The following is a 20,006-nucleotide window of genomic DNA, read 5'->3' as shown; positions in this document are numbered from 1 at the left end:
GGACGCATGAGCGCAAACACCAGCAGCGCGGCAGAAGGCACGGTCCTGTCGCAGTCGCCAGAGCAGGCCAGCTCCGGCGAGCAGACGGTCCGCATGTCGCGGCCGCAGCTGATGGCCATGGTCGTCGGCAGCATGGTCGGCGCCGGCATCTTCTCCCTGCCACGCACCTTCGCCAGCGCGACCGGGCCGATCGGCGCGGTCATCGCGTGGGCCATCGCGGGCACCGGCATGTACATGCTGGCGCGCGTGTTCCAGGTGCTCGCGGAGCGCAAGCCGCACCTCGACGCCGGCGTCTTCGCCTATGCCAAGGCCGGCTTCGGCGACTACCCGGGTTTCCTGTCGGCCTTCGGCTACTGGATGGGAAGCTGCATCGGCAACGTGTCCTACTGGGTGCTGATCAAGTCGACGCTCGGCATCTTCTTCCCGGTGTTTGGCGACGGCAACACGGTGGTGGCGATCCTGCTGGCCTCGGTCAGCATCTGGCTGTTCCACATCCTCATCCTGCGCGGCGTGCAGCAGGCGGCCTTCATCAACACCGTCGTGACGGTGGCCAAGATCATTCCGATCCTGGTGTTCATCGTGCTGCTGGTCGTCGGCTTCCGCATGGACCTGTTCCGCGCCAACCTGTATGGCACGGACCTCACCGGCGGCATCCTCGCGCAGGTACGCTCGACCATGCTGGTGACGGTGTTCGTGTTCATCGGCATCGAAGGCGCCAGCGTCTATTCGCGCTATGCGCGCGAGCGTTCGGACGTCGGCGTGGCCACCATCACCGGCTTCGTCGGCGTGACGGCGCTGATGGTGTTAGTCACGCTGCTGCCTTACGCCGTGCTGCCGCGCGCCGACATCGCCGGCATGCGCCAGCCCTCCATGGCGCAGGTGCTGGAATCCGTGGTGGGCCCGTGGGGCTCGGTGTTCGTCAGCGCCGGCTTGATCATCTCGGTGCTGGGCGCCTATCTCGCCTGGTCACTGATCTGCGCGGAAGTCGGCTTCGCCGCGGCACGCTCGAAGGACATGCCGGCGCTGTTCGCGCGCGAGAACCGGAACAAGGTGCCGGTCGCCGCGCTGTGGGCCACCAACATCATCGTGCAGCTGCTCGTGATCAGCACCTACTGGTCCAACGATGCCTTCGCGCTGATGCTGAACCTGACCAGCTCGGTGAACCTGATTCCGTACGCACTGGTGGCCGCCTACGGCTTCATGATCGCGCGGCGCGGCGAGACCTACGAGCTGCGGCCCGCGGAGCGCGGCCGGGACATCGCCATCGCGGCGGTCGCGCTGGTCTACACGCTCTTCATGATGTGGGCCGGCGGCGTGCGCTACATCGTGTTGTCGGCCGTGCTCTACGCCCCCGGCACCCTGCTGTACCTGTGGGCCCGCCGCGAGCGCGGCGAAGCGGTCTTCAGGCCGACCGACTGGCTCATCCTCGCGGTCCTGGTGGCCGGCGCCCTGGCCGGCCTGCACGGCCTGGTGACGGGGTGGATTCAGCTTTGACCGACCCAAGGAGCAAGCCATGACGTTTGGTGTTCATTCGGAAGTGGGCCAGCTGCGGCAGGTGATGGTGTGCGCGCCGGGCCTGGCCCATTCGCGCCTCACGCCGAGCAACTGCGACCAGCTGCTGTTCGACGACGTGCTGTGGGTCGAGAACGCCAGGCGGGACCACTTCGACTTCGTGTCCAAGATGCGCGACCGCGGCATCGAGGTGCTGGAAATGCACAACCTGCTGGCGGAGACGGTGGCCGTGCCGGAGGGCAAGCGCTGGATCCTCGACCAGCACATGGTGCCCAACCAGGTCGGCCTGGGCTTCATCGAGGAGCTGCGCGCCTACCTCGAAGGCCTGGACAACCGCAAGCTGGCCGAGACGCTGATCGGCGGCATGTCGATCTACGACTTCCCGGAAGCGCATGGCGGCCCCGCGCTGAAAGCGGTGCGCGAAGCGGCGGGCTCCACCGAGTACCTGCTGCCGCCGCTGCCCAATACGCTCTACACGCGCGACACCACCTGCTGGATCTACGGCGGCGTGACGCTCAACCCGCTGTACTGGCCGGCGCGACACGAGGAAACGGTCCTCACCACGGCGATCTATCGTTTCCATCCGGACTTCGCCAACAAGGTGAACGTCTGGTGGGGCGACCCGTTGCAGGACCACGGGCTGGCCACGCTGGAAGGCGGCGACGTCATGCCGATCGGCCGCAAGAACGTGCTGATCGGCATGAGCGAACGCACCTCGCGCCAGGCCATCAGCCAGCTGGCGGCAACCCTGTTCAAGCAGGGCGCGGCTGAACGCGTGATCGTGGCGGCCATGCCGAAGATCCGTGCGGCGATGCACCTGGACACCGTGTTCACCTTCGCCGACCGCGACTGCGTGCTGATCGCGCCCGACTTCCTGGAAAAGACGCGCACCTTCTCCTACCGCCCGAGCGACCACCCGAGCGGCGTGGAGCTGCAGGTCGAAAAGAAGGCCTTCGTCGACGTGGTGGCGGAGGCTCTGGGGCTCAAGAAGCTGCGCGTGGTGGAAGCCGGCGGCAGCGACTACCAGCGCGAACGCACGCAATGGGACAGCGGCGCCAACCTGGTGTGCGCCTCGCCCGGCGTGGTCTATGCCTACGACCGCAACACCTACACCAACACCTTGCTGCGCAAGGAAGGCATCGAGGTGATCACCATCGTCGGCGCGGAGCTCGGGCGCGGGCGCGGCGGCGGCCATTGCATGACCTGCCCGATCACGCGCGACGCCGTCGACTACTGAAGGCAGGAGAAGTCGATGACGGCTTTGCGGCGGCTGCTGGCCGCGACGGACCTTTCCGCCCCGGCCCGGCATGCAGTGGAACGCGCGGCGCTGGTGGCGCGTGCCGTCGGCGCCCGGCTCGACCTGGTGCACGTGGCGGCGGCCTTCTCCGGCGTCGACGAACTGCGCCGGCTGGTGGCCAGCCTGCCGGCGGACGTCGAGCAGCGGGTGCGTGAACAGACGCAGATGCTGGTCGAAGCGCTTGCGGGCTCCTTGCGGGACCGGCACGGCATCACGGCGACCACGCACGTCGTCGAGGGCGGGCTGCTGGCCGGCATCGAGGACACGGCGGCGGCGACCGGCGCCGACCTGCTGGTCTTCGGCGCGCGGGGCAGCAGCACGTTGCGCCACGTCGTGCTGGGTTCGACGGCGGCGCGGCTGATCAGCCGCTCCACCCGGCCGCTGCTGGTGGTCAAGCGCATGCCCGCCGCCGACTACCAGCGCGTGCTGGTGCCGGTGGATTTCTCCGCCGCCTCGCTGCCCTCCGTGCAGCTGGCCCGCGCGGTGGCGCCAGCGGCGAAGCTGGTGCTGCTGCACGTCTACGAAGCGCCCTTCGAGGGCCAGCTGTATTACGCCGGGGTCGACCCTCAGTACATCGAGGAATACCGCCAGCGTGCCTGGGAGGAATCGCAGGCCCGGATGGGTGCCTTGATCGCGGACGCCGGCCTGCCGCCCGACGCCGCCACATCCGTGTTCGCGCACGGCGCCGCGCCGCATCGCATCCTGCAGCAGGAAGACGAAGACGACTGCGACCTCGTCGTGATGGGCCGGCAGGGCCAGACCCGCCTGGGCGACATGCTCCTGGGCAGCGTCAGCCGCCGGGTGCTGGCGGAGTCCGACGGTGACGTCCTCGTGCTGCCCTAGAAGGAACCGAAGGCCGAACCGAGCGCGATCACCGCGACCAGTGCCAGCACCGGCCCCACGACGCCGGCCATGAAGATGTCGAAGTAGCTCTTGCGGTGCGTGGCCCCGCACACCGCCAGCAGCGTGACCACGGCGCCGTTGTGCGGCAAGGTGTCGAGCGTGCCGGCGCCGATCACCGCGACGCGGTGCATCAGCCCGGGGTCGATGCCGAGTTGCGCGGCCAGCTGCATGTAGGTGTCGCCCAGCGCACCGAGCGCGATCGTCATGCCGCCCGAGGCCGAGCCGGTCAGCGCTGCCAGCACGTTGATCGCCACCGCCAGCGAAACCAGCGGGCCGCCCTCGATGGACAGCACCCAGTCGCGCACCAGCGTGAAGGCCGGCAGCGCCGCGACGACGGCACCGAAGCCGACCAGGCTGGAGACGCTCAGCACCGGCAGCGCCGAGGCGTTCGCGCCGGCGTCGACCGACTCACGCAGGTTCGGCAGGCGGCGCCAATGGAGCGCCACGAGGAGCAGAATGGCCGCGGTGAGCGCAACGATGACCGACCACACGCCGCTCACCTGCGACAACGCGATGCCGCCCCATGCATCGGTCGCCAGGAAAGCCGTGTCCAGCCGCGGCAGGACCACCAGCGACATCGTCAGGTTCACCAGCACCACGGCGGCCAGCGGCAGCGTTGCCGACACGATGCGGGGCCGGCCGGTGCCGCGCCGGCCGCTGCGCATCTCGCGCGGGTCGAAAGCGGCCGCGGTCGTCGCGCGTTCACGCACCAGCGGGTCTTCCGCCGCCGCATCGGCCGCGACCGTCGGCTCGCCGAAGCCCTCGCCCTTGCGGCGTGCCGCGGCTTCGGCACGCGCGAGCCACCACAGGCCGAAGCCGAGCATGATCGCCGCCGCGACGATGCCCAGCCCCGGCGCCGCAAACGGCGTCGTGCCGAAGAAGGGCATCGGGATCGCGTTCTGGATCGAGGGCGTGCCGGGCAAGGCGGACATCGTGAAGGTGGAGGTGCCGAGGATGATCGCGCCCGGCATCAGGCGGCCCGGGACGTCGGCCGCGCGGAACAGCGCCTGCGCCATCGGCCCGATCACGAAGAAGGCGACGAACAGGCTGACGCCGCCGTACGTGACCAGCGCGCCGGCCAGCACCACCGCCAGCACCGCGCGCCGCGGCCCGAGCTTCTCGGTCATGAAGTCCGCGATGGCCGTCACCGAACCCGAGTCCTCCATCAGCTTGCCGAACAGGGCGCCCAGCAGGAACAGCGGGAAGAACTGCGCGAGGAAGCCCGCGGCGGCGCCCATGAAGGTCTGCGTCCAGTGGGCGAGCAGCGGCTCGCCGGACAGAAGCGCGGCCAGCAGCGCGGCAAACGGCGCCAGCACGAGCACGCTCCAGCCCCGGAACGAAAGCCAGACGAGGACGGCCAGTGCGAGCAGGATGCCGACGAGTCCCATGCCGCTTCAGATGCCGTCCAGGAACTGGTCGAGGTCCAGCGTCGAGCGCCGGCCGAGGTCCTTGCCGTGCGCAGCGACGAAGTCTTCCGCCGCCTTGCGGCCCTCGTCGCGCAGCTTCTGGAAGAACGGCCACTCGGCGAGCAGCTTCGACGAGTAGCCGAGATCGTTCATCGCATCGCTGGCGATGCGGTGCACGCGCATGTTTGCCCACAGCCGGCCCTCGCCCGAGCCCGGGTCGGCCGCCTTGCGCAGCAGCGCCGCAGCGCGCAGTTCCTTCATCAGCACGGCGTTGAAAGTGACCTCGTTGAGGCGGTTGTGGATCTCGCGTGCGCTGCGCGGCGCGCCGGGCCGCTCGATCGGGTTGATCTGCACCAGGATCGTGTCCGAGGACGAACACTCGCGGATCAGCGGCGTCATCGTGGGGTTGCCGGAATAGCCGCCGTCCCAGTACGGATCGCCGTCGATTTCCACGGCCTGGAACAGCGTGGGCAGGCAGGCCGAGGCCAGCAGCACGTCGGGCGTGATGTCGGCGTTGCGGAACACGCGGCCGCGGCCCGTGCGCACGTTGGTCGCGGTGACGAAGATCTTCAGCGGCGCGCGCACCAGCCGCTCGAAATCGACGCTGTCGGCCAGGATGCCACGCAGCGGGTTGGCCCCCAGCGGGTTCACGTCGTAGGGCGAGAACACGCGCGCCGCCATGTCGAGCGCGTTGAAGATCGGCGAGTAGTCGAGCGTCCAGCGGCCGGTGAGCAGTTCGAGCGGCCCGCGGCGCAGCGGGCTCAGCAGCGCCGCATCGGAGGTGCGCTTCCAGAACTGCTCCAGCGCCGCGCGCGCCTGCGGCGGCCCGCCAGCGGCGAGTCCATCGGCCATGACGACCGCGTTCATCGCACCGGCCGAGGTGCCGGACACGCCGTCGAAGGTGAGCCAGGACTCCTCGAGCAGGCGGTCCAGCACGCCCCAGGTGAAGGCGCCGTGCGCGCCACCACCCTGCAGCCCGAGGTCGACCGAAACCGGATCGCGTTTCATGCGGCTGCAATCTAACGGCACGCTCCGGTTCATAGCAACCCAAGTCCCCGGGGTTTTGGGGCTTTGACACCCGCGGGTGGACGGCCGAGACTAGGCCTTCACCCAGGGAGGAGCTGCAATGACTCCACTGAAGCGGCTGCTGGCTGCGACCGACCTTTCCGCTCCCGCGCGGCATGCGGTCGAGCGCGCGGCGCTGGTGGCACGCGCTGCCGGCGCGCGGCTCGACGTGGTGCACGTGACCGATGCACTGTCGCGCCTGGACGAGCTGCAGCGCCTGCTGGGCGACGTGCCGGCGGACCTGGTCGAGCGCGTGCGGCAGGAGACCGAGTTGCCCCTGACCGCACTTGCGGGCATGGTGCGCGGCCGCTATGGCGTCGGCGTCGCCACGCACGTGGTCGACAAGGCGCTGCTGGCCGGCATCGAAGAGACGGCCGCGCAGGTCGATGCCGACCTGCTGGTGCTGGGCGCGCGCGGCAGCAGCACGCTGCGGCGCATGGTGCTGGGTTCGACGGCCGCGCGCCTGGTCAGCCGCATCGACCGCCCGCAGCTGGTGGTCAAGCGCATGCCGGTCACCGACTACCGCCGCGTGCTGGTTCCGGTGGACTTCTCCGCCGCATCGCTGCCTTCGCTGCACCTGGCGCGCATGGTGGCGCCCGGTGCGCTGTTCGTCCTGATGCATGCCTACGAAGCGCCCTTCGAAGGCAAGCTGTGGATGGCCGGTGTCGAACCGCAATACATCGGGGAATACCGGCGGCGGGCGCGCGCAGAAGCGGAGGACCGGATGGCCAGCCTGGCCGTGAGCGCGGGACTGCCACCCGCCGCGACCGCGACCGTGCTGGTGCATGGTTCCGCCGCGCAGCGCATCCTCGAGCAGGAAGACGAGATGGACTGCGACCTGGTCGTGGCCGGCCGGCAAGGGCAGAACCGCGTGGAGGACATGCTGCTGGGCAGCGTCACGCGCCGGCTGCTCGCCGACGCCGAAGCCGACGTCCTCGTGCTGCCTTGAGGCCCCGGGGCAGCGACGCCGGCACCGCATGCAAACGACCATCACCGTTCTCGGCGGCGTCGGCCTGTTCCTCCTCGGCATGAGCATCATGACCGAGGGCCTGAAGGACCTGGCCGGCTCGGGGCTGCGCACGACCCTGCGCAAGGCGGCCGCCACGCCCTTGTCGGGCGCCTTCTGGGGCGCCTTCGTCACCCTGATCGTGCAGTCGTCGAGCGCGACGACCATGACGACCATCGGCCTCGTCAGCGCCGGCCTGCTGACGTTTCGCCAGGGGCTGGCGCTGGTGTTCGGTGCGAACGTCGGCACGACGGGGACCGGCTGGCTGATCGCCTTGATCGGCGTGCGCGTCTCGCTCACCGCAGCTGCGTTGCCGATGATCTTCGGCGGCGCGCTCGTCAAGCTGCTGGGACGCGGGCGCGTGTCCGCTGCCGGCGCAGCGCTCGCTGGCTTCGCGCTCGTGCTGTACGGGCTGACCACGCTGCAGCAAGGCATGGGCAGCCTCGCCGAAAGCCTGCAGCCGTCCGACTTCCCGGCCGTGTACGACGCGGGCGCGGCCTGGTGGGCCAGCCTGTGGGGCGTGCTGTCGCTCGTTGCGCTGGGCCTGGCGATGACGGCGGTGATGCAGTCCTCGACCGCGGCCATCGCCGTCACCCTCTCTGCGCATTTCGCGGGCGCCGTGGGCCTGGACCAGGCCTGTGCGCTGATCATCGGGCAGAACATCGGCACGGCCACCAGCTCCGCGCTGGCGGCCATCGGCGCGAGCAGCACCGCCAAGCGCCTGGCGCTGGCCTACATCCTGTTCAAGCTGATCGCGGCGGCCATCGCGCTGCTGCTGTTTCCCTTCACCTATCCGCTGCTGGCGCGCGCTTCGCAGACCGTCGACGGCGTGACCCTGCTGGCCGCCTATCACACGGCCTACAACGTGGTCGGCGTCGCGGTGCTGCTGCCGCTGATCGACCGCTTCACGCGCCTGGTCGAACGCCTGCTGCCGGAGAAGCGCTCGCACCTGACGCGTTGCCTGGACCCGGCAGCGCTGCTCACGCCGATCGCGACCGAGGAGGCCGTGCGGCGGACCGTCGCGCGCGCGCTCGAGGCGGTCTGCACTTCGATTGCCGCGGGCAAGGAAAGCACCGGGTCCGCGGCCGCGGCGGACGCCTTGCAGCAGGCGCGCGAGTTCGTCTCCGAAGCCAGCGGCCCGCCGGAATCGGAAGAGGAACAGGACCGGCTCACGCGCACGCTGCTGGCGCTGGACGAAGCCTCCCGCCTGATCGAGGCGGCCGGCGAAAAGGGCGAAGCCACGGCGCTGCCCGCCGGCTCCGACGAAGCGCGTGCTGCGGCCTTGTGCCAGGAGGCGATGCGCCACGCGGCCACGGTGGGCCACGAAGTCGGCGTCCTGCCCGGCGAGTCCACGGACGGCAACGCCGCCAGGACGGCGCTGGCGCGGCTCGATGATTGCTGGCGATCGCTGCGCGACATGGAGCGGGGCCACCGCCGGGCAACGCTGGCATCCGCCGCCAACGGCCAGCTGAAGCCGGACGAGGCGATCGCGCGCGTCGAAGGCATCCGGCGCCTCGAACTGCTGGCGCGCCGCGCGCGGAAATGCGCGGCCCAGCTCGCCGATCCCCAAGCCGCCACCGGAGAAGCCGCTTGAAGATCGTCCTGGCCACCGACGGCAGCAAGTACTGCAAGAAGGCCGTAGCCTTCCTCGTGAAGCAGGAATGGGTGCACGGGCGCGGCGTGGAGATCGTCGCCGCGAACGTGCAGCCCAAGGGACCCGACTACGAGGAAGAGGCGCGCGCGGTGCTGGACCCGGTGGAGCGCCAGCTGAAGCGGGAGAAGATCGCGCGCCGCGGCGTGGCGCTGGCCGGCGATCCCGCCATCGAGATCGTCAAGCTGGCGAAGAAGGAGAAGGCCGAGATCATCGTCATGGGCACGCGTGGCCTCGGGGCGCTCAAGAGCGTTTTCATGGGCAGCGTCGCGCAGGCCATCGTCAGCACGTCGACGGTGCCGGTGCTGCTGGTGAAGTGATGGTGCCGGTTGTCCGAATCGAACGGACGACCTACCGCTTACAAGGCGGTTGCTCTACCAACTGAGCTAAACCGGCAAGGAAAACATTTTGTCATGCCGGGCTTGGCCCGGCATCCGTGGCGGCGTGGCGCCGCGCGACGATGGATTGCGGCTCAGGGCCGCAATGACGGCTATTTGACCCGCTTCAGCGCCGGCCGCGGGCCGCTCGGCGGCTTCGGCGGTTCGGAATCCGGGGGAGTGCCTGCTTCGGGCGTGACCAGTTGCACCACGCGGTTCTCCGGGCTTTCGGCCGGGGCGGCGGGCACGCTGGACAGCGGCGAAGGCCGGCTTTCCGGCTCGCCGGTGGAGGGCACCGGCACCGGGAAGGCCATGCCCTGGCCGTTCTCGCGGGCGTAGATGGCGATCACGCGGTTCACCGGAACCATGATCTCGCGGGCGCTACCGGCGAAGCGCGCCTTGAACTCGATGAAGTCGTTGCCGAGCTTCAGCGAACTGGTCGCGTCGTAGCTGATGTTCAGCACGATCTCGCCGTTCTTCACGTACTCGCGCGGCACCTGCACGGATTCGTCCACCAGCACTGCGACATACGGCGTGAAGCCGTTGTCCGTGCACCATTCGTAAAGCGCCCGGATCAGGTACGGGCGGGTGGAAGTCGATTCGAGCGCGTTCATCTACAGCGCAAGCATACAGCTTCGCCGACGCCGGGCCGCCCCAAGTCGGCGACGGCCCCCTCGGGGGCAGCGCCGGAGCCGAGGGCGGCAAGCGTGGGGGCCATTATTTCCGCATCACCTTTTCGGACGGCGTCAGTGCTTCGATGTAGGCGGGGCGCGAGAAGATGCGTTCGGCGTACTTCAGCAGGGGAGCGGCGTTCTTGGACAGCTCGATGCCGTAGTAGTCCAGGCGCCACAGCAGCGGGGCGATGGCGACGTCCAGCATGGAGAAGTTCTCGCCCAGCATGTACTTGTTCTTCAGGAACACCGGGGCCAGCTGCGTCAGGCGGTCGCGGATGTGGGCGCGGGCCTTTTCCAGCGCCTTTTCGTTGCTCTTGGCGGCGCGCGACTCGAGCGTCGACACGTGGACGAACAGTTCCTTCTCGAAGTTCAGCAGGAACAGGCGCACGCGGGCGCGGTCGACCGGGTCGCCGGGCATCAGCTGCGGGTGCGGGAAGCGCTCGTCGATGTACTCGTTGATGATGTTCGACTCGTACAGGATGAGGTCGCGCTCGACCAGGATGGGCACCTGGCCGTACGGGTTCATCACGTTGATGTCTTCCGGCTTGTTGTACAGGTCGACGTCGCGGATCTCGAAGTCCATGCCCTTCTCGAACAGGACGAAGCGGCAGCGGTGGGAGAACGGGCAGGTGGTTCCCGAGTAGAGCACCATCATGGTGGAAGTCCTTTAAAAACCAAAAAGAGTGGGTGCGTGGCACCCACTCTGGATCTGTAGCCGGCGCGGCCTGGGCGCACCAGGCCGCGATTAACCCGTTACTTTACGTCTTTCCAGAAAGCCGCGTTCAGGCGCCACACAATGACCGTCAGGAATGCCAGGAAGATCAGCACCCAGGCGCCGACGCGGACGCGGTGGTTCTGGGCGGGCTCGCCCATCCACTGCAGGTAGCCGACGAGGTCGCCGATCGCCTGGTCGTACTGCAGGGGCGTCATGGTGCCCGGGCTCACCTGGTTCCAGCCCTTGAGGACCTTCAGCTCGTAGCCGTGCTCCTTGACGGTCTCGAACACCGGTTCGCGCACGCCCTGCAGTTCCCACAGCACGTGCGGCATGCCGACGTTGGGGAACACCAGGTTGTTCCAGCCGGTGGGCCGCTCGGGGTCCCGGTAGAACGTGCGCATGTAGGTGTACAGGTAGTCGGCCCCGCTGCCGCCATGGCCGGCGCGCGAGCGGGCGATCAGGGTCAGGTCGGGCGGGTTGGCGCCGAACCAGTCCTTGGCGTCCTTGGGGTCGATCGCCGCCTTCATGGTCTCGCCCACCTTGTCGGTGGTGAACAGCAGGTTGTCCTTGATCTGCTGCTCGCTGATGCCGATGTCCTGCAGGCGGTTGAAGCGCATGTAGGCGGCCGAGTGGCAGCTGAGGCAGTAGTTGACGAACAGCTTGGCGCCGTTCTGCAGGGCCGGCAGGTCGTTGGTGCGGCTGGGAGCCTTGTCCCAGTGGACGGCACCGCCTTCTTCGGCCAGGGCCGGGCCGCCCAGGCCCAGGGCGAGCAGCGCGAGGAGGATCAGTTTCTTCATTGCTTGTCGTCGCTCCGTCTTCAGTGCGCCACGAACCGGATGCGGTCCGGGACGGGCTTGAATTCGCCGAGGCGGCTCCAGAACGGCATCAGCAGGAAGAAGCCGAAGTAGTAGACGGTGCCGATCTGGGCGACGATGGTGCCGCCGGCCGACGGCGGCTGGATGCCGAGGTAGCCGAGCACGAAGAAGAACACCACGAACACGCCGTAGACGTATTTGTGCCAGCCCGGACGGTAGCGGATGGAGCGCACGGGGCTCTTGTCCAGCCAGGGCAGGAAGAAGAAGATCAGGACGGAGCCGCCCATCACCACCACGCCCCAGAACTTGGCGTCGAAGGTCTTGAGCAGGGCGATGGCCACGACCGCGGCGACGACGCCCGCGACCTTGAGCGCCGCGGACTTGCCCTTCCACGCGTTCACCAGCGCGGCCAGCGCCGCGATGATGCAGAACACGTCGACCATCACGTCGGTGGTGGCGCGCAGCATCGAGTAGAACGGCGTGAAGTACCAGACCGGCGCGATGTGCAGCGGCGTCTTCAGCGAGTCGGCCGGGATGAAGTTGTTGTACTCCAGGAAGTACCCGCCCATTTCAGGCGCGAAGAAGATGATCGCGCTGAACACCATCAGGAACACGGCGACGCCGACCATGTCGTGCACCGTGTAGAAGGGATGGAAGGGGATGCCGTCCAGGGGCTTGCCGCGGGCGTCCTTGGGCGCGTCCGGGCCCTTGATGTCCACGCCGTCCGGGTTGTTGGAGCCGACGTCGTGCAGCGCCAGGATGTGCGCGGCGATGAGGCCGATCAACACCAGCGGGATCGCGATCACGTGGAAGCTGAAGAAGCGGTTCAGGGTGGCGTCGGACACCACGTAGTCGCCGCGGATCATCAGCGCCAGGTCCGGGCCGATGAAGGGGATGGCGGAGAACAGGTTCACGATCACCTGGGCGCCCCAGTAGGACATCTGGCCCCAGGGCAGCAGGTAGCCGAAGAAGGCCTCGGCCATCAGCATCAGGAAGATGCAGCAGCCGAAGATCCACACCAGCTCGCGCGGCTTGCGATAGCCACCGTAGATCAGGCCCTTGAACATGTGGAGGTAGACCACGATGAAGAAGGCCGAGGCGCCGGTGGAGTGCATGTAGCGGATCAGCCAGCCCCAGGGCACGTCCCGCATGATGTATTCGACGGAGGCGAAGGCGAGCTGCGCGTCCGGCTTGTAGTGCATCACCAGGAAGATGCCGGTGACGATCTGGATCACCAGCACCAGCAGCGCCAGCGAGCCGAAGAAGTACCAGAAGTTGAAGTTCTTCGGCGCGTAGTAGTCGGACATGTGGTCCGAATAGAACTGGTACGCGAACGGGAACCGGTTGTGCAGCCAGTTATCCAGCTTGGCGCCGGCGCTGGCATTCGGGGAGATTTCCTTGAATTCAGCCACGCACGTCCTCCTCAGGCCTTCTTGTCATCGCCGATCAGGAGGCGCGTGTCCGACAGGTACATGTGCGGCGGCACTTCCAGGTTGTCCGGCGCGGGCTTGTTCTTGAACACGCGGCCGGCCAGGTCGAAGGTGGAACCGTGGCAGGGGCACAGGAAGCCGCCTTGCCAGTCGTCCGGCAGCGAAGGCTGCGGGCCGGGGGTGAACTTGTCGCCGGGGGAGCAACCCAGGTGCGTGCAGATGCCCACCACCACCAGCACTTCGGGCTTGATGGAGCGCGTCTCGTTCTTCGCGTACTCCGGGATCGGGTAGGCGGTGCGCTTGGAGTTCGGGTCGGCGACCTCGCCGTCGGTGTGCTTCAGCGAGGCGATCATCTCGGGGGTCCGCTTCAGGATCCACACCGGCTTGCCGCGCCATTCCACGGTCATTTTCTGCCCCGGCTCGAGCGCCGAGATATCCGCTTCCACCGGGGCGCCGGCGGCCTTGGCGCGCTCGGAAGGCTGGAAGCTGCTGACGAAGGGGACGGCGACGAAACCCGCGCCCACTGCACCAGCACAACTTGACGCGATCAACCACGTCCGTTTGCTGGCGTCCACCGTGGAATTGCTCATTCAGACCTCGATGCTCTTGGTTTGTTGAGGGTCAACCGGCGATTGTAGCGGGTCGTTTCCAGCGACTTCAACGGGTGCGGGTGTACCGCATACTTGCGTTCTCCTCCCAACAACAACCTGACGGACAGCCCCATGAAGAAGATGCTCAACGAATTCCGCGAGTTCGCCATCAAGGGCAACGTCGTCGACCTCGCTGTCGGCGTCATCATCGGCGGTGCCTTCGGCAAGATCGTCGACTCGCTGGTGAACGACATCGTCATGCCCACGATCGGCGCGATCATCGGCCGGCTGGACTTCTCCAGCCACTTCATCGCGCTGCACGAAGCGCCGCCCGGCACGCCGATGACGCTGGACGCGCTGCGCAAGGCCGGCGTGCCGGTGCTGGCGTGGGGCCAGTTCGTCACGGTGGCCGTGAATTTCCTGATCCTCGCCTTCGTGATCTTCCTGCTGGTGCAGCAGATCAACCGGCTGCGGCGCCTGCACCAGCAGGAGCCCACGCCGGCGCCGGCGGCCGAACCGGCGCCGCCGCCGGAAGACATCCTGCTGCTGCGCGAGATCCGCGACGAACTGAAGAAGGCCTGATCAGGCCCCGGCGAGCGACCGCGCCATGCGGATCGCCTCGAGCAGGCTCGAGGCATCCGCCTGGCCCGTCCCCGCGATGTCGAAGGCCGTGCCGTGGTCCGGGCTCGTGCGCACCAGCGGCAGGCCCAGGGTCACGTTCACGCCCTTCTCGACGCCCAGATATTTGACCGGGATCAAGCCCTGGTCGTGGTACATGGCCACCACTGCGTCGAATTCGCCACGGCGCGCGCGCATGAACACGGTGTCCGGCGCGAACGGGCCCTGCACGTCCGCCCCCTCGCCGCGCGCCTGCGCGATCGCGGGCGCGATCACTTCGATCTCCTCGCGGCCGAACAGGCCGCCCTCGCCCGCATGCGGATTCAGGCCGGCGACCGCGATGCGCGGCCGGCGCGCCAGCACGGCCCGCAGCGAAGCATCGGTGATGCGCAGCGTCTGCAGCACCCGATCGAAGGTCACCGCATCGAGCGCTTCGCGCAGGGACACGTGGATGCTCACGAGCACCGTGCGCAGTTCGTCGTTGGCCAGCATCATGCGCACCGGCATCTGCGCCAGCGGCACACCCGCGTGGGCGGCGGCCTCGGCCTGCAGCAGCTCGGTGTGGCCGGGATAAGGCAGGCCGGCGGCGGAGAGCGCCTCCTTGTTCAAGGGCGCGGTGACGACGGCGGCGACCTCGCCACGCAGCGCGGCGCGCGTGGCCCACAGCACCGCGTCCGCAGCCCGGCGACCGGCCTGCGGGCTGACCTGGCCGATGGCGGGCGGCTCGCCCGGCTCACCCACCTGCAGCAGCGGGATGCAATTGGGCGGCACCTGCAAGGCCTCCTGCGCATCGGCGATCACGGCGACCGGCAACGCGATGCCCAGCCCCGCGGCCCAGCCCGCGCCGCGCCGCATGCAGGCCAGGTCGCCGGCCACGAAGCAGCCGCGCGCCAGCTCCGGCGCTTCGCAAAAAGCCTTGGCAACGATTTCCGGGCCGATGCCGGCCGGGTCGCCCATGGTGATGGCAAGGGGTTGCGGTTTCATGCGGGGTTCGGAACTTCGATGAATTCGTGCTCGATCCCGAGCTGCTGCGCGACATGGCCCGCGACCGCGGGCGCGCCATAACGCTCGCTGGCGTGGTGGCCGCAGGCGATGAAGGCCACGCCGCATTCGCGCGCGTAGTGCGCCTGCGGCTCGGAGATCTCGCCGGTGACAAAGGCCTGCGCGCCGGCGGCGATCGCCGCCTCGAAATACGACTGGGCGCCGCCGGTGCACCAGGCGATGCGCGTGATGGTGCCGGCCGCGCCTTCGACGCAGGTGACGCTGCGGCCCAGGGCCTGCTGCACGTGATCCGCCAGCGCGCTCGCATCGTCGAAGCGGCCGCCATCACTGCGGGCGCCGAGGAAGCCCAGGTCCTGGTCGCCGAAGCGGGAGCTCGCCAGCAGCCCCAGCCGGTCCCCGAGCTGCGCGTTGTTGCCCAGCGCAGGATGCGCGTCCAGAGGCAGGTGGTAGGCGAACAGGCTGATGTCGTGCGCGAGCAGCAGCGCCAGGCGCTGCTTCATCCAGCCGGTGACGCGGCCGTCCTGGCCGCGCCAGAACAGGCCGTGGTGCACGAAGATCGCATCGGCCCTGGCGTCGACAGCGCGCTCGATCAGGGCACGGCTGGCGGTGACGCCCGAGACGATGCGCCGCACCTCGTCGCGGCCCTCCACCTGCAGGCCGTTGGGGCCGTAGTCCTTGAAGCGGTGCGGCTCCAGCAATTCATCGAAGGCTTGCAGCAGGTCTTGCCGATGGGTCATGGCATCTCGTCACAGGATCAGGCCTCATTCTCCTACGGGCGGCGCGCCCGCCCGCCGCCTAGACTGCAGGACCGCGGAGGGTGAGCACATGGACGCGCTGGCACTGGTGGTGTGGAGCATGGCCTTGGGAACCATCGCCGCGGTCGCCGGCGCGCGGCTGGCAGACGTCGCGGCGCGGCCCAGCCTGTCGCGGCTGCGGGCCCTCAGCTACCACTCCAGCGTGTTCCTGCTGGTGCTGGTGCTCAGTGGCGTACTGCCACAGGCGCATCCCGTCAGCCCGGCGCGGTTGCACGCACTGCAGGTGCTGGCCGGGCCGCTGTGCGTGGGCCTGTCCAACTTCTGGATCCACGGCTGGCTGCGCGCGGCGCAACGCGACCGGCTGATGGCGCTGGGCCTGCGCGTCTCCGCCCTGGCGCTGCCGCTGGCCGGCGTGGCCGTCCTGCTGCTGGTGCCGCGCGCGCAGCAGCTGCCGGCCGCGGCCGCCATCTCGCTGCTCGGGAGCGGGCTCACCCTGTGGCTGACCCTGCGTGGCTGGCGCATGGGCGACCACATGGCGCTGGCCATGGCGCTCGGCTGCCTGCTCACGCTGCCCGCCATCGCCGGCCTCTACGCACTGGCCATGCACCTGCTGCCGGCCCGCCTGGGCCTGCAGGCGGCGCTGGCCGCCTGCGTGGCCCTGAGCAACGCGCTCACCGGCGTGGTGCTGTGGCGGCGCGACCGCCACGCCTGGCAGGCGCGCCAGCAAAGCGCGCGGGTCGCGGCGCTGGACCCGGTCACGCGGCTGGAGAACGGCCGCTCGCTGGTGCTGCGCCTGGTGCAGGCCCTGCAGCGGCGCCAGCGCACCGGGCGCGACGGCGCCCTGCTGGCGGTGATGGTGTTCGACGTCGAGCGGATCGCCACGCACGTGGGTGCCGCCGGCGTCAACGAGATGTGGGTCACGCTGGCCGCCCGCATCCAGCGCCAGCTGGGCGTGGTGAACCCGGTGGGCCGCTACTGGGACCGCTGCTTCGTGGCGCTGGTCGAGACCATTCCCTCAATGCCCTGGCTGCGCACCGTGGGCCTGCGCGTCGCCACCAGCTTGCGGCACCCGATCGAGGTGACCGGGCTGGGCGGCGTGCCGATGCGCGTCTGGGCCGACATCGGGGTCGGCGTCGTCCACCTGCCGCCGGGGCCGCTGGAGGCCGAGGACGTGCTGCATGCCGCGCAGGCGCTGGCGACGGCGGCGCGCGGCATGCGCTCGCGCGCGGCGATGCTGGACCCGGCCACCGAGAGCGTCGTGGCCGTGGAGTGCGCGACCCTGGCGCCGCGCCGCGGCTGGGCGCGCTCGCGTCCGCAGGCCCTGGCTTCGCTCGGCTCCTAGCGCGCCTTCGCCCTGCTTCGCCCTTCTTGGCGCTGAGCTTGCGCCCCTGTGCCCGCGGGGGCGGTCTACACTCGGGCTTTCCCCCGCCACGAACCCTTCCTTGCCGATGCGACGCCTCTGGCTGCTCTTTTCCCAAGTCGTCACCATCCTGCTTGCGGCCTGGTTCGTGGTGGCCACGCTGAAGCCGGAATGGCTGAGCCGGCGGCCGCCCGTGGCCACGGCCAGTACCGGTGTCGCGCTGGTGGAAGCGCCGCCTTCGGCGCCGACGGCCATCCCGCTGGGCAGCTTCCGGCAGGCAGCGCAGAAGGCGTCGCAGGCCGTGGTGAGCATCAACACCAGCAAGGCGCCGGACCGGCCCTCGTCCAACGATCCCTGGTTCCGCTTCTTCTTCGGCGACCAGGGCGCGGTGCCGCAGACCGGCCTGGGCAGCGGCGTGATCATCAGCGCCGAAGGCATCATCCTTACCAACAACCACGTGGTGGAGGGCGCGACCGAGATCGAGGTGGCGCTCAACGACAGCCGCAAGGCGCGCGCCCGGATCATCGGCACCGACCCCGAGACCGACCTCGCGATCCTCAAGGTCAACCTCGACCGGCTGCCGGTGATCACGCTGGGCAACTCCGATGCGCTGCAGGTCGGCGACCAGGTGCTGGCCATCGGCAACCCCTTCGGCGTCGGCCAGACGGTGACCAGCGGCATCGTCAGCGCGCTGGGGCGCAACCAGCTGGGCATCAACACCTTCGAGAACTTCATCCAGACCGACGCGGCGATCAACCCGGGCAACTCCGGCGGCGCCCTGGTGGACGTGAACGGCAACCTGATGGGGATCAACACCGCCATCTACTCGCGCTCGGGCGGCAGCATGGGCATCGGCTTCGCCATCCCGGTGTCGACGGCCAAGCTGGTGCTGGAAGGCATCGTCAAGGACGGCGTGGTCACGCGCGGCTGGATCGGCGTCGAGCCGGCCGACCTGTCGCCGGAGCTGATGGAAACCTTCGGCGTGAAGGCGAAGAAGGGCGTGCTGATCACCGGCGTGCTGCAGAACGGCCCGGCCGCCCAGGCCGGCGTGCGGCCCGGCGACGTGGTCACGGCGGTCGGCGGCAAAGACGTCGCCAATGTCTCCGAACTGCTGTCCACGGTCGCGGCCCTGAAGCCGGGCAACGCGACCCCGTTCAAGCTGCAGCGGCGTGAGGAGAGCGTGGACGTGACGGTGACGCCGGGGAAGCGGCCGAAACCGAAACCCCAACCGCAGCAGCCGCAGGGCCCGCAGCAGATGCCGCGCTGAGCCTCAGGACTTGGCCGCTTCGGCCTCGTCGTCCGGCGCCTTCGTGTGCTTCACGAAAGCCTGCGCCGCGACGATGCCGACCTCGTACAGGCCGCCGACCACGCACAGCAGGATGATCATGGAGCCGGCGTCCGGCGGCGTGACCATGGCCGTGCCGACGGCGGCCAGCACCCAGAAGTAGCCGCGCCAGGCGCGCAGCTGCGCCGCCGTGACGATGCCCATGCGCACCAGCAGCACCACCGCCACCGGCACCTCGAAGGCGAGGCCGAAGGCGAGGAACATGCCCAGCACGAAGCTCAGGTACTCCTCGATGTCCGGCGCCGCCGTGATGCTCTTGGGCGCGAAGCTCTGGATGAAGCGGAACACCTGGCCGAAGACGAAGAAGTAGCAGAACGCCACCCCGGCGAAGAACAGCACCGTGCTGGAGATCACCAGCGGCAGCACCATCTTCTTCTCGTGCGAGTACAGGCCGGGCGCGACGAAGGCCCAGACCTGGTACAGCACCACCGGCAAGGCGATCAGGAAGGCCGCCATCAGCAGGATCTTCAGCGGCACCACGAAGGGCGAGATCACCGAAGTGGCGATCAGGGTCGCGCCCTTGGGCAGGTAGGCGACCAATGGCGCGGCCAGGAAGTCGTACAGGCGCGACGGCCCCGGCCAGAAGGCCAGCACGGCGGCCACGATGGCGACGGCGATGAGGGCCTTGATCAGCCGGTCGCGCAGCTCGACGAGGTGCGCGACGAAGGGCTGTTCGGTGCCGGCCAGCTCGTCTTCCGGATCGTGGGGTGTGGTGGACATAGGGCTGGGCCGCCGGCGCCGCCGGCCGGAAATGCGGCCTGTATCAGTTGAACTTGTGCGGCCGGTACTTTGCCACACGGGCGGAACCGGACAGCGCCCGGGTCCGCACGCCGTTGCGGGCCTTGTACCAGTTCGGCACGGCGCCCTGCTTCAGGCGCCACTTCTTCTTGGGATGCTTGTACTCGGGGTACGCGGGCGTATCGGACAGGCTGGAAGAGGCCGTGGAGGTGGCGTCCTGCCACTGCTTTTCGAAGTCGGTGGCGGCGGTCTGCACCGACGACTCGACGTCGCGGGCGGCGCTTTCCACCGTCTCCTTCATCTTGCGCAGCTCGTCCAGCTCCATCGAGCGGTTCACTTCCGCCTTGACTTCGTTGACGTAGCGCTGCGCCTTGCCCAGCAGCGTGCCCACCGTGCGGGCGACGCGCGGCAGCTTTTCCGGCCCGATGACGATGAGGGCCACGGCGCCGATCAGCGCCATCTTGGACAGGCCGAGATCGATCACGAGCTAATCGGGTCTCAGGACTTGTTGCGCGCTTCGACGTCGATCGTGGTCTTGTCGGCGGCCGACGGACCCTGCGCAGCGGTGACCTGGTTGGCCGGGGGCACGGGCGTCTCGGGGGCCGAGCCACCTTCCTTCATGCCGTCCTTGAAGCCCTTGACGGCGCCGCCGAGGTCCTGGCCGATGTTCTTCAGCTTCTTGGTGCCGAAAACCAGCACCACGATCAGCAGAACGATCATCCAGTGCCAAATGGAAAACGAACCCAT

General features: G+C 69.0%; 21 protein-coding genes and 1 tRNA gene. 9 read left to right on the top strand and 13 right to left on the bottom strand.

Features of this window, described 5'->3' with window-relative positions; translation table 11 throughout:
• Positions 1 to 93: 93 nt before the first annotated feature.
• Genes HHL11_RS28590 through HHL11_RS28580 form a run of 3 tightly spaced genes read left to right on the top strand, consistent with a single transcriptional unit; the run spans position 94 to position 3,652 of the window.
• Positions 94 to 1,494, top strand: coding sequence for a basic amino acid/polyamine antiporter (locus HHL11_RS28590; RefSeq protein WP_169422316.1), 1,401 nt, complete (start codon positions 94 to 96; stop codon positions 1,492 to 1,494).
• Positions 1,495 to 1,513: 19 nt separating this feature from the next.
• Entirely contained in the window at positions 1,514 to 2,749 is a 1,236-nt protein-coding gene (locus HHL11_RS28585; RefSeq protein WP_169422000.1) for an arginine deiminase, read from the top strand.
• Positions 2,750 to 2,764: 15 nt separating this feature from the next.
• Positions 2,765 to 3,652: a universal stress protein gene (locus HHL11_RS28580; RefSeq protein WP_169421999.1), complete on the top strand. Its 888-nt coding sequence runs from the start codon at positions 2,765 to 2,767 to the stop codon at positions 3,650 to 3,652.
• Here the strand turns inward: HHL11_RS28580 and HHL11_RS28575 are convergent.
• Both HHL11_RS28575 and HHL11_RS28570 read right to left on the bottom strand, forming a co-directional pair.
• Entirely contained in the window at positions 3,649 to 5,100 is a 1,452-nt protein-coding gene (locus HHL11_RS28575) for a GntP family permease (protein WP_169421998.1), read from the bottom strand. The two genes, HHL11_RS28580 and HHL11_RS28575, sit on opposite strands and share 4 nt — an antisense overlap.
• 6 nt (positions 5,101 to 5,106) lie before the next feature.
• A complete protein-coding gene (locus HHL11_RS28570; RefSeq protein WP_169421997.1) occupies positions 5,107 to 6,126 on the bottom strand; it encodes a patatin-like phospholipase family protein in 1,020 nt (339 codons plus the stop codon).
• A gap of 118 nt (positions 6,127 to 6,244) precedes the next feature.
• On the opposite strand from HHL11_RS28570, the gene HHL11_RS28565 reads away from it, so the two are divergent.
• From HHL11_RS28565 to HHL11_RS28555, 3 genes are read left to right on the top strand one after another with little or no spacing between them, the layout of a single operon-like run.
• On the top strand, positions 6,245 to 7,132 hold the full coding sequence (locus HHL11_RS28565) for a universal stress protein (protein WP_169421996.1): 888 nt from the start codon (positions 6,245 to 6,247) through the stop codon (positions 7,130 to 7,132).
• Positions 7,133 to 7,160: 28 nt separating this feature from the next.
• Positions 7,161 to 8,783 carry a Na/Pi cotransporter family protein gene (locus HHL11_RS28560; RefSeq protein WP_169421995.1) on the top strand — a complete coding sequence of 541 codons (1,623 nt, stop codon included), beginning with the start codon at positions 7,161 to 7,163 and terminating at the stop codon, positions 8,781 to 8,783.
• Positions 8,780 to 9,160, top strand: coding sequence for a universal stress protein (locus HHL11_RS28555; protein WP_169421994.1), 381 nt, complete (start codon positions 8,780 to 8,782; stop codon positions 9,158 to 9,160). The genes HHL11_RS28560 and HHL11_RS28555 overlap by 4 nt, the downstream gene beginning before the upstream one ends.
• On the opposite strand, the gene HHL11_RS28550 is transcribed toward HHL11_RS28555, so the two are convergent.
• The 6 genes from HHL11_RS28550 to petA form a co-directional block, all read right to left on the bottom strand.
• Positions 9,161 to 9,236, bottom strand: a tRNA-Thr gene (locus tag HHL11_RS28550). It abuts the gene before it with no gap.
• Positions 9,237 to 9,330: 94 nt separating this feature from the next.
• A complete protein-coding gene (locus HHL11_RS28545; protein WP_169421993.1) occupies positions 9,331 to 9,831 on the bottom strand; it encodes a ClpXP protease specificity-enhancing factor in 501 nt (166 codons plus the stop codon).
• A gap of 103 nt (positions 9,832 to 9,934) precedes the next feature.
• A complete protein-coding gene (locus HHL11_RS28540) occupies positions 9,935 to 10,546 on the bottom strand; it encodes a glutathione S-transferase N-terminal domain-containing protein (protein ID WP_141509423.1) in 612 nt (203 codons plus the stop codon).
• A 98-nt stretch (positions 10,547 to 10,644) separates the two neighbouring features.
• Positions 10,645 to 11,403 carry a cytochrome c1 gene (locus HHL11_RS28535; protein ID WP_169421992.1) on the bottom strand — a complete coding sequence of 253 codons (759 nt, stop codon included), beginning with the start codon at positions 11,401 to 11,403 and terminating at the stop codon, positions 10,645 to 10,647.
• A 20-nt stretch (positions 11,404 to 11,423) separates the two neighbouring features.
• Positions 11,424 to 12,833 carry a cytochrome b N-terminal domain-containing protein gene (locus HHL11_RS28530; protein WP_169421991.1) on the bottom strand — a complete coding sequence of 470 codons (1,410 nt, stop codon included), beginning with the start codon at positions 12,831 to 12,833 and terminating at the stop codon, positions 11,424 to 11,426.
• Between the two features lie 11 nt (positions 12,834 to 12,844).
• Positions 12,845 to 13,441, bottom strand: a complete 597-nt coding sequence (gene petA / locus HHL11_RS28525) for a ubiquinol-cytochrome c reductase iron-sulfur subunit (RefSeq protein WP_169421990.1) — start codon at positions 13,439 to 13,441, stop codon at positions 12,845 to 12,847.
• 141 nt (positions 13,442 to 13,582) lie between these two features.
• On the opposite strand from petA, the gene mscL reads away from it, so the two are divergent.
• Positions 13,583 to 14,023: a large conductance mechanosensitive channel protein MscL gene (gene mscL, locus HHL11_RS28520; protein WP_169422315.1), complete on the top strand. Its 441-nt coding sequence runs from the start codon at positions 13,583 to 13,585 to the stop codon at positions 14,021 to 14,023.
• On the opposite strand, the gene pdxA is transcribed toward mscL, so the two are convergent.
• Entirely contained in the window at positions 14,024 to 15,043 is a 1,020-nt protein-coding gene (pdxA, locus tag HHL11_RS28515) for a 4-hydroxythreonine-4-phosphate dehydrogenase PdxA (RefSeq protein ID WP_169421989.1), read from the bottom strand.
• A complete protein-coding gene (locus HHL11_RS28510; protein ID WP_169421988.1) occupies positions 15,040 to 15,798 on the bottom strand; it encodes a Nif3-like dinuclear metal center hexameric protein in 759 nt (252 codons plus the stop codon). Before HHL11_RS28510 ends, pdxA begins: the two co-directional genes overlap by 4 nt.
• 88 nt (positions 15,799 to 15,886) lie before the next feature.
• Between HHL11_RS28510 and HHL11_RS28505 the strand changes: the two genes are divergently transcribed.
• Together HHL11_RS28505 and HHL11_RS28500 are read left to right on the top strand one after the other, a co-directional pair.
• Complete coding sequence (locus HHL11_RS28505) at positions 15,887 to 17,158, top strand: diguanylate cyclase domain-containing protein (protein ID WP_169421987.1); 1,272 nt, start codon at positions 15,887 to 15,889, stop codon at positions 17,156 to 17,158.
• Positions 17,159 to 17,264: 106 nt separating this feature from the next.
• Positions 17,265 to 18,443: a trypsin-like peptidase domain-containing protein gene (locus HHL11_RS28500; protein WP_169421986.1), complete on the top strand. Its 1,179-nt coding sequence runs from the start codon at positions 17,265 to 17,267 to the stop codon at positions 18,441 to 18,443.
• Between the two features lie 3 nt (positions 18,444 to 18,446).
• Here the strand turns inward: HHL11_RS28500 and tatC are convergent, their stop codons facing one another.
• From tatC to tatA, 3 genes are read right to left on the bottom strand one after another with little or no spacing between them, the layout of a single operon-like run.
• Complete coding sequence (gene tatC, locus HHL11_RS28495) at positions 18,447 to 19,241, bottom strand: twin-arginine translocase subunit TatC (RefSeq protein ID WP_169421985.1); 795 nt, start codon at positions 19,239 to 19,241, stop codon at positions 18,447 to 18,449.
• A gap of 43 nt (positions 19,242 to 19,284) precedes the next feature.
• Positions 19,285 to 19,743, bottom strand: a complete 459-nt coding sequence (gene tatB, locus HHL11_RS28490) for a Sec-independent protein translocase protein TatB (RefSeq protein WP_169421984.1) — start codon at positions 19,741 to 19,743, stop codon at positions 19,285 to 19,287.
• 14 nt (positions 19,744 to 19,757) lie between these two features.
• Positions 19,758 to 20,006: a Sec-independent protein translocase subunit TatA gene (gene tatA, locus HHL11_RS28485; RefSeq protein WP_169421983.1), complete on the bottom strand. Its 249-nt coding sequence runs from the start codon at positions 20,004 to 20,006 to the stop codon at positions 19,758 to 19,760.

Origin of the sequence: Ramlibacter agri (assembly GCF_012927085.1) — a bacterium.
GTDB classification, from domain to species: domain Bacteria; phylum Pseudomonadota; class Gammaproteobacteria; order Burkholderiales; family Burkholderiaceae_C; genus Ramlibacter; species Ramlibacter agri.
This window is presented reverse-complemented; position numbering and strand designations above follow the sequence as displayed.